The 7,832-nt window shown below is 69.9% G+C and carries 5 protein-coding genes and 1 pseudogene; all 6 read left to right on the forward strand.

Annotated features, from left to right (window positions below; genetic code table 11):
- Positions 1 to 2,011, forward strand: a pseudogene (locus CON77_RS13830) (exodeoxyribonuclease V subunit gamma); the annotation flags it as partial.
- A complete protein-coding gene (locus CON77_RS13835) occupies positions 2,008 to 4,041 on the forward strand; it encodes a UvrD-helicase domain-containing protein (protein ID WP_101050077.1) in 2,034 nt (677 codons plus the stop codon). The pseudogene CON77_RS13830 and the gene CON77_RS13835, both read left to right, overlap by 4 nt.
- A gap of 17 nt (positions 4,042 to 4,058) precedes the next feature.
- On the forward strand, positions 4,059 to 4,331 hold the full coding sequence (locus tag CON77_RS13840) for a DUF2783 domain-containing protein (RefSeq protein ID WP_101050079.1): 273 nt from the start codon (positions 4,059 to 4,061) through the stop codon (positions 4,329 to 4,331).
- A gap of 71 nt (positions 4,332 to 4,402) precedes the next feature.
- Positions 4,403 to 4,942 carry a VOC family protein gene (locus CON77_RS13845; RefSeq protein ID WP_101050081.1) on the forward strand — a complete coding sequence of 180 codons (540 nt, stop codon included), beginning with the start codon at positions 4,403 to 4,405 and terminating at the stop codon, positions 4,940 to 4,942.
- A gap of 18 nt (positions 4,943 to 4,960) precedes the next feature.
- A complete protein-coding gene (gene fahA / locus CON77_RS13850; RefSeq protein ID WP_101050083.1) occupies positions 4,961 to 6,277 on the forward strand; it encodes a fumarylacetoacetase in 1,317 nt (438 codons plus the stop codon).
- Between the two features lie 253 nt (positions 6,278 to 6,530).
- The gene (locus tag CON77_RS13855) at positions 6,531 to 7,568 is read left to right on the forward strand and encodes a TRAP transporter substrate-binding protein (RefSeq protein WP_101050085.1); all 1,038 of its coding nucleotides are present in this window, start codon (positions 6,531 to 6,533) and stop codon (positions 7,566 to 7,568) included.
- The last annotated feature ends 264 nt before the right edge of the window (positions 7,569 to 7,832 follow it).

A 7,832-nucleotide genomic window follows, 5' to 3' on the forward strand; every position in this document is an offset into this window, starting at 1 on the left:
GGGCCTGCACAGCGCCCACCGCGCCAGCCTGGACCTGCCCGCGCACGGCACGCCCGCGGCCCCGCACACCTGGCTGTTCGGCCTGCGCCGCATGCTGCTGGGCTACGCCGTCGGCCACAACGCCGAGGCCTGGCAAGGCATCGACCCCTACGGCGAAATCGGCGGCCTGGACGCGGCCCTGCTCGGCCCCTTGGCACAGTTGCTGGACAAACTGGAATGCACCTGGCAAGCCCTGAGCGCCCCGGCCACCGTGCCCGACTGGTGCGGGCGCTTGCGCCAACTGCTGCAAGACTTTTTCGACGCCACCCCGGCCCGCAGCGGCACCGAAGCCCCGATCGACCCGCGCGACCCCATCACCCTGCTGCAACTGGACCAGGCCCTGGACCACTGGCAAACGGTCTGCGCCGAAGCCCGCTTCGACGAAGCCCTGCCCCTGGCCGTGGCCGCCGAGCAGTGGTTGGCCGCACTCGACAGCCCGCGCCTGTCGCAGCGCTTTTTTGGTGGCGCCGTCACCTTCGCCACGCTGATGCCGATGCGCGCCATCCCCTTCCGCCACGTCTGCCTGCTGGGCATGAACGACGGCGCCTACCCGCGCAACCGGGCGCCGCTGGACTTCGACCTGATGGGCCGACAGTACCGCCCCGGCGACCGCTCGCGCCGCAGCGACGACCACTACATGCTGCTCGAAGCCCTGCTGTCGGCGCGCGACCGGCTCTACGTGTCCTGGGTCGGGCGCAGCATCACCGACAACAGCGAGCGCACGCCCTCGGTGCTGGTCCACCAGCTGCGCGAGCACCTGGCCAGCGGCTGGCGGCTGGCCGAGTCGGCCGAGGGCTCGCTGCTCGACGCCCTGAGCACCGAGCACCCCCTGCAACCCTTCAGCCCGCGCTATTTCGGGCCCGCCACGCTGGCGCCGTCGGCGCGCTGGTTCACCCATGCCCACGAATGGCGCCGCAGCACCGGCCAAGGGCGCTGGCCGGCCCCGCCGACCGACGGCGCACTGCCGCCCCTGGCGCGCAGCGAGCCCCTGACCGTGGACGAACTGGCCGGGTTTTTGAAAGACCCGGTCAAAGCCTTCTTCCGCCGCCGCCTGGGGGCCAACCTCGACCTGCCCGACCCCACCCAGGCGGAGCACGAGCCCTTCGATCTCGACGGCCTGGCCCGCTGGCAGCTGCACCACGAACTGCTGCAACACCAGACCCAGGCCCTGTTGCACGGCGAAGACCTGGCGCGCGACCGGCAACGCCAACTCGATGCCTTGGAACGCCGCGGCGAACTGGCCGCCGGCGGCTTCGGCCTGGTGCAGCGGGCCAGCCTGGAAGCCCCTCTGCCCGAGCTGATGCAGGCCTACCAGAACGCCCTGGCCGCCTGGCCCAACCGCCACACCGACACCCTGGATTGGCGGTCCCACCTGCAGGGCCAGACGGTGGCCGTGCTCGACCGGCTCGACGGCCTGCGCCACAACGACCAGGGCGAACGCGCCCGCGTCGTGCTTGAAGCCAGCAACCTGGTGGAACAGGGGCGCTACCGCGCCGACAAGCTGGTGGGCCACTGGGTGCACCACCTGGCCGCCCACCTGGCCGGCGGCCCCCTGTCCACGTTGGTGCTGAGCAAGGCCGGCGACGTCACCCTGGCCCCCCTGCCCCTGGACCAGGCCCAGGCCCACTGGAGCGCCCTGGTGGACGCCTGGATCACCGGCATGCAACACCCGTTGCCGCTGGCCCTCCGGCCCGCGTTCGACTGGCTGCGCGCCCTGGGCAGCCAGCCCGACGATCCCGGCAAAGCCTGGCGGGCCGCGCAAAAAGCCTACGAGGCCGACGGCGGTGCACTCGACCGCAACCCGCACCTGCGCCGCGCCTACCCCGACTTCACCGCGCTGGCCGGCCCACTGGCCGACGCCGCCGAACCCAGCCCCTTCCGGCACTGGACCGACACCCTGCTGCGCCCGCTGTGGCGGGCCATCCCGGTGCAGCGCGGCCCGGGCCACACCACCCCGGAAGCCGACGCATGAGCACCCACGAACTGCAGGTCCGCGACTTCCCACTGCACGGCAGCCGCCTCATCGAAGCCAGCGCCGGCACGGGCAAGACCTGGACCATCGCCATGCTCTACGTGCGCCTGGTGCTGGGCCCGCGCCACGAGCGCGACGACGGCGCCTTTGGCCGGCCCCTCACCCCGCCCGAAGTGCTGGTCGTCACTTTCACCGAAGCCGCCACCCAGGAACTGCGCGCGCGCGTGCGCCTGCGCCTGGCCCAGGCCGCCAGCGTCTTCCGCGACGACCCGACCGAGCGCGAAGCGCACCAGCAACAGGTCGACCTGCACGCCCTGCTGGCGCTGCGCAGCGACCACCCCGAAGCCGACTGGCCGCGCCTGGCCGTGCGCCTGCAGCTGGCCGCCGAGTGGATGGACGAAGCCGCCATCTCCACCATCCACGGCTGGTGTCTGCGCATGCTGCGCGAACACGCTTTCGACGGCAACAGCCTGTTCCAGCAGACCCTGGAAACCGACCCCACCGAGTTGCAGGCCGAAGTCGCCCGCGACGCCTGGCGCAGCTTCTACGCGCCCCTGCCCCTGGCCCACGCCCAGGAGGTGCTGCGCTGGTGGAGCGGCCCGGCCGACCTGCTCCAGGCCGTGCGCCCGCTGCTGGAACTGGCCGCCACCGGGCAGCTCGCCCCAGCCGACGACGCCCCACCCGGCCCGCTGCTGACGCGCACCTTGGCCGAACGTGACGCCGCCCTGGCCAGCCTCAAAGCCCCCTGGCCCGCCTGGACCGCCGAGCTCAAGGCCCTGTTCGATGCCGGCGCCGCGGCCCAGCACTTCAACGCCAAGCAATTCCGCGCCCAGTACTACGACAACTGGCTGCGCAAACTGGAGGTCTGGGCCAGCGACCCCACGGCCCTGGCCCCGCCCGACCTGCAAAAAGGCTGGGAACGCCTGACGCCCGAAGGCCTGGCCGGCGTCTGCAAAGCCCCGGCGCACGCCCCCCTGTACCGCGACCACCCCGCCCTGGCCGCCCTGGACGGGCTGCGCGCGCAACTGGGCCAGCTGCCCAGCGCCCGCGCCGGCCTGCTGCGCCACGCCGCCCACTGGATGCACCAGCGCTTCCAGCGTGAACAGGCGGCCCGCGCCCACATGGGCTTCAACGACCTGTTGCTGCGCCTCGACCAGGCCCTGCACGGCCCCAACGGCGAGCGGCTGGCCGCCACCGTCCGGCGCCAATTCCCGGTCGCGCTCATCGACGAGTTCCAGGACACCGACCCGGTCCAGTACCGCATCTTCGACCGCATTTACCGCGTCGCCCAGCCCGAGCCCGACACCGCGCTGGTGCTCATCGGCGACCCGAAGCAGGCCATCTACGCCTTCCGCGGCGCCGACATCCACACCTACCTGCAGGCACGCCAGGCCTGTGTCGGCCGGCGCTACACCCTGGGCACCAACCACCGCTCCACCACCGCCATGGTGGCCGCCGTCAACCACGGTTTTGCCGTGGCCGAATCGCGGCCCGACGGGGCCGGGGCCTTCGGCTTCCGCCGGCCCGGGCAGGACAACCCGGTGCCCTTCTTGCCGGCCGGCGCCGCCGGCCGGGCGCTGCAGTGGTTCCCCCACGGCCCCACCGCCGGCCCCGGCCCGGCCCTGACGCTGTGCCACCTGGCCCTGCCCGCCAGCGGTAAAGCCCTGGGCAAAGACGCCACCCTGCAGCAGCTGGCCCAGGTCTGCGCCAGTGCCATGGTGGCGCACCTGCAACACGGCGCGGGCTTCGGCCGCCCAGCCACGGACACCGCCCCCGCCGACTGGCGCCCCCTGCGCCCAGCCGACATGGCGGTGCTGGTGCACACCCGCCAAGAGGCCGACGCCGTCCGCGCCGCCTTGGCCGAGCGCGGGTTGCGCAGCGTCTACCTGTCGGACCGCGAATCGGTCTACAACACCGCCCCGGCGCACGACCTGCAGCACTGGCTCAACGCCTGCGCCGAGCCCGACAACCCGCTACCGCTGCGCGCCGCCCTGGCCACCGCCACGGCCCGCCCGGCCGCCACCGCCTGACCCGCGAGGAGACCCCGATGCTCAACACCCACGCCAACGCCTTGCCCTACGACGACATGTACGAGGCGCTCATCGCCGCCCACCAGGGCCTGAGCACCGAGCAGAGCCACGCCCTGAACGCGCGCCTGGTGCTGCTGCTGGCCAACCACATCGCCGACCTGGCGGTGTTGCAGGAGGCCTTCCGCCTGGCCCGCCACAGCGCCGCGCCCGAGGCCGCCGAGGCCCCCGCCAGCGCCATGGCCGATGGCCAGGCCATCACCCCGGTGGTGCCCAGCCACGCCGCGGCCTGATGTCCCCACCCGGTGACGCCTACGCCCGCCACCCCTGACAGAATTCTTCGCACCCCGCCAGGAGACCCGCCATGCCCTTGATCGAAAAAATCCACCACGTCGCCTACCGCTGCAAAGACGCGAAAGAAACCGTCGAGTGGTACACGAAGCACCTGGACATGAAGTTCGTGCTCGCCATCGCCGAGAACGAAGTCCCGTCCACCAAGGCCTGGGACCCGTACATGCACATCTTCCTCGACGCTGGGAACGGCAACGTGCTGGCCTTTTTCGAGCTGCCCGAGCAAAAACCCATGGGCCGCGATGAGAACACCCCCGCCTGGGTGCAGCACCTGGCCTTGAAGGTCGATTCCCTGGACACCCTGCTGGCCGCCAAGGCACGGCTGGAGGCCGCCGGCATCGAGGTGCTGGGCCCGACCGACCACACCATCTTCAAGAGCATCTACTTCTTCGACCCCAATGGCCACCGCCTGGAGCTGGCCTGCGACACCGGTACGCCCGAGATGTACCGCATGCTCGACGAGGTGAAGTGGGACATGCTCCAGGAATGGAGCCAGACCAAGAAAGCCCCCAAGCACGCCGCCTGGATGCACGACGGCAGCATGGCCTCCTGACCCACAAGCCCCCTCGACATGAGCACACTCAACGAAACCCACGACCCCTCCCTGCGCAGCTGGGTGGCCTCGGCCCAGGCGCCGGGCACCGATTTCCCGCTGCAGAACCTGCCGTTTGCCACCTTCCGCCGCCGCGGCAGCAACGAGCCCCTGCGCGGGGGCGTCGCCATTGGCGACCAGATCCTCGATCTGGCGGCCGTGGCCCGCTCCGGCGTGTTCACCGGCGAGGCGGCGCAGGCCGCCCAGGCCGGCGCCCAGGACAGCCTCAACGCCCTGATGGCACTGGGCCCCGCCGCCTGGTCGGCCCTGCGCCTGGCCCTGTCGCGTGGTTTGCGCGAAAGCAGCGCCCAGCAGGCCGCGCTGCAGCCCTGCCTGCTGCCCCAGGCCGAGGTCGAATACGGTCTGCCGGCCCGCATCGGCGACTACACCGACTTCTACACCTCGGTCCACCACGCCACCAACATCGGCAAACAGTTCCGCCCCGACAACCCGCTGCTGCCCAACTACAAGTGGGTGCCCATCGGCTACCACGGCCGTGTCAGCAGCATCGGCGTGTCGGGCCAGGCCTTTCACCGCCCGCGCGGCCAGGTGAAAGCGCCCGACGCGGCGGCTCCGGTGCTGGCGCCCAGCCAGCGGCTGGACATCGAGCTGGAACTGGGCATCTTCATCGGCCACGGCAACGCCCTGGGCGACCCTATCGCCATGCCCGAGGCCGAGTCGCACGTCTTCGGCCTGTGCCTGCTCAACGACTGGTCGGCGCGCGACATCCAGGCCTGGGAATACCAGCCGCTGGGCCCCTTCCTGGCCAAGAACTTTGCCACCACCATCTCGCCCTGGGTGGTGACGCTGGAGGCCCTGGCGCCGTACCGCGTGGCCTTCGAACGCCCGGCCGACGACCCGCAGCCTCTGCCTTACCTGGACACGCCCGCCAACCGCCAGGCCGGGGCCTTCGACATCCAGTTGCAGGTCGGCCTGGAAACGGCGCAGATGCGTGCCGCAGGGCAGGGCGATGCCCCCATCTGCCGCACCAGCTACCGCCACGCTTACTGGACCATCGCCCAGATCGTGACGCACCACACCGTCAACGGTTGCAACCTGCAGCCGGGCGACCTGTTCGGCAGCGGTACGCTGTCGGGTCCGACGCTCGACCAGGCGGGTGCCCTGATCGAACTGACGCAAGGGGGCAAACAGCCGGTGGCCTTGCCCAACGGCGAAAGCCGCACCTATCTGCAGGACGGCGATGCGGTGGTGATCCGGGGGTGGTGCGAGAAACCGGGTGCGGCGCGCCTGGGTTTTGGCGAATGCCGGGGCACGGTGCTGCCGGCCCGGGGCTGAGGTGTTTCATGCCAAACCGGCATAGCAGCTAGTGCGGTTTGCCTGTTTCTTTTGGGCAGATCCGCACTACAGTGCTCAGGCCAAGGGCGGGCGGAACGGCGGTGCATTCCTAGGGTAACTACCTAGGGATTGTACACCGATTCGGGTGATAAAGTTATATCTAATAATTAATGTGACGTGGCGGTCGATTCGGCTGCCGCGTCGCTTCCAGGGACAACGGGCCAACCGGCACACCTCCGAAAAGGAATTCACCATGAGACTGTTCAAAGTTCGCACCCTCGGCCTGATCTGCGCCGCACTCACTGCCGGCAGCGCCATGGCGCAGCAGGTCACCCTGCGTCTGCACCACTTCCTGCCGCCGCAGGCCAACGTGCCGCGTCTGGCCATCGAGCCCTGGGCCAAGAAGGTCGAGGCCGAGTCCGGTGGCCGCATCAAGGTGCAATTGTTCCCGGCCATGCAGATGGGAGGCTCCCCTGCGCAGCTGTTCGACCAGGCCCGTGACGGCGTGGCCGACATCACCTGGACCGTGCTGGGCTATACCCCGAACCGATTCATCAAGACCGAGGTGTTCGAGATCCCCTTCATCGCCCCGTCGGGTGCGCGCGCCGGTGAAATCACCTCCAAGGCCGCCTGGGAGTTCGTGGACAAGTTTGCTGCCGACGAGTTCAAGGACGTCAAGCTGCTGGCCATCCACACCCATGGACCGGGCCTGTTCCACACCAAGAAGCCGGTGAATGGCCTGGAAGACCTGCGCGGCATGAAGATCCGTGGTGGCACCCGCATCGTCAACAACATGCTGGTCAAGCTCGGCGCGACCCCGGTGGGCATGCCCGTGCCGGCCGTGACCGAGGCCCTGTCCAAGGGCGTGCTCGACGGCACCACCATCCCCTGGGAAGTGGGCCCGGCCGTGAAGGTAACCGAAATGGTGAAGAACCACACCACCTTTGCCGGTGACAAAGGCCTCTACAACATGGCTTTCGCCTTCAGCATGAACAAGGCCACCTACGACAAGCTGCCGGCCGACCTGAAGAAGGTGATCGACAACAACTCGGGCCTGGAAACCGCCGCCGCCTTTGGCCGCGCCATGGACGAGGGCGACAAGCTGGGCCGTGCCGCGGCCGAGAAGGCCAAGAACAACATCGTGGCGCTGGATGCCGCCGAAACCCAGCGCTGGCTGCGCACCGCCAGCGCGGTGGAGTCTGACTGGGTCAAAGACATGAAGGCCAAGAACATCGACGGTGCCAAGCTGGCGGCCGAGGCCCGCGCGCTCATCGCCAAGAACAGCAAGTAAACCGACAATACCTCACGCGCATGGTGCTCGCGCCATGCGCGTTTTTTGCAAGCTTCGCCGGCGCTGGTGGTCGGCCTAAGGAATTTCGTCATGATGACCTGGGTGTTTCGGTGCACCAAATGGTCCGCCGTGCTGGGTGGGCTGGTGCTGTGTGCGATCACGCTGATGATCGTCGCCAGCGTGGCTGGCCGCGCCATGATCGGCTTGGGGCTGGGGCCGGTGCCCGGCGATTTCGAGCTGGTGGAAGCCGGCTCGGCCGTGGCG

It is taken from the genome of Macromonas nakdongensis (assembly GCF_002837145.1).
Taxonomy (GTDB): Bacteria; Pseudomonadota; Gammaproteobacteria; order Burkholderiales; family Burkholderiaceae_C; genus Macromonas_B; species Macromonas_B nakdongensis.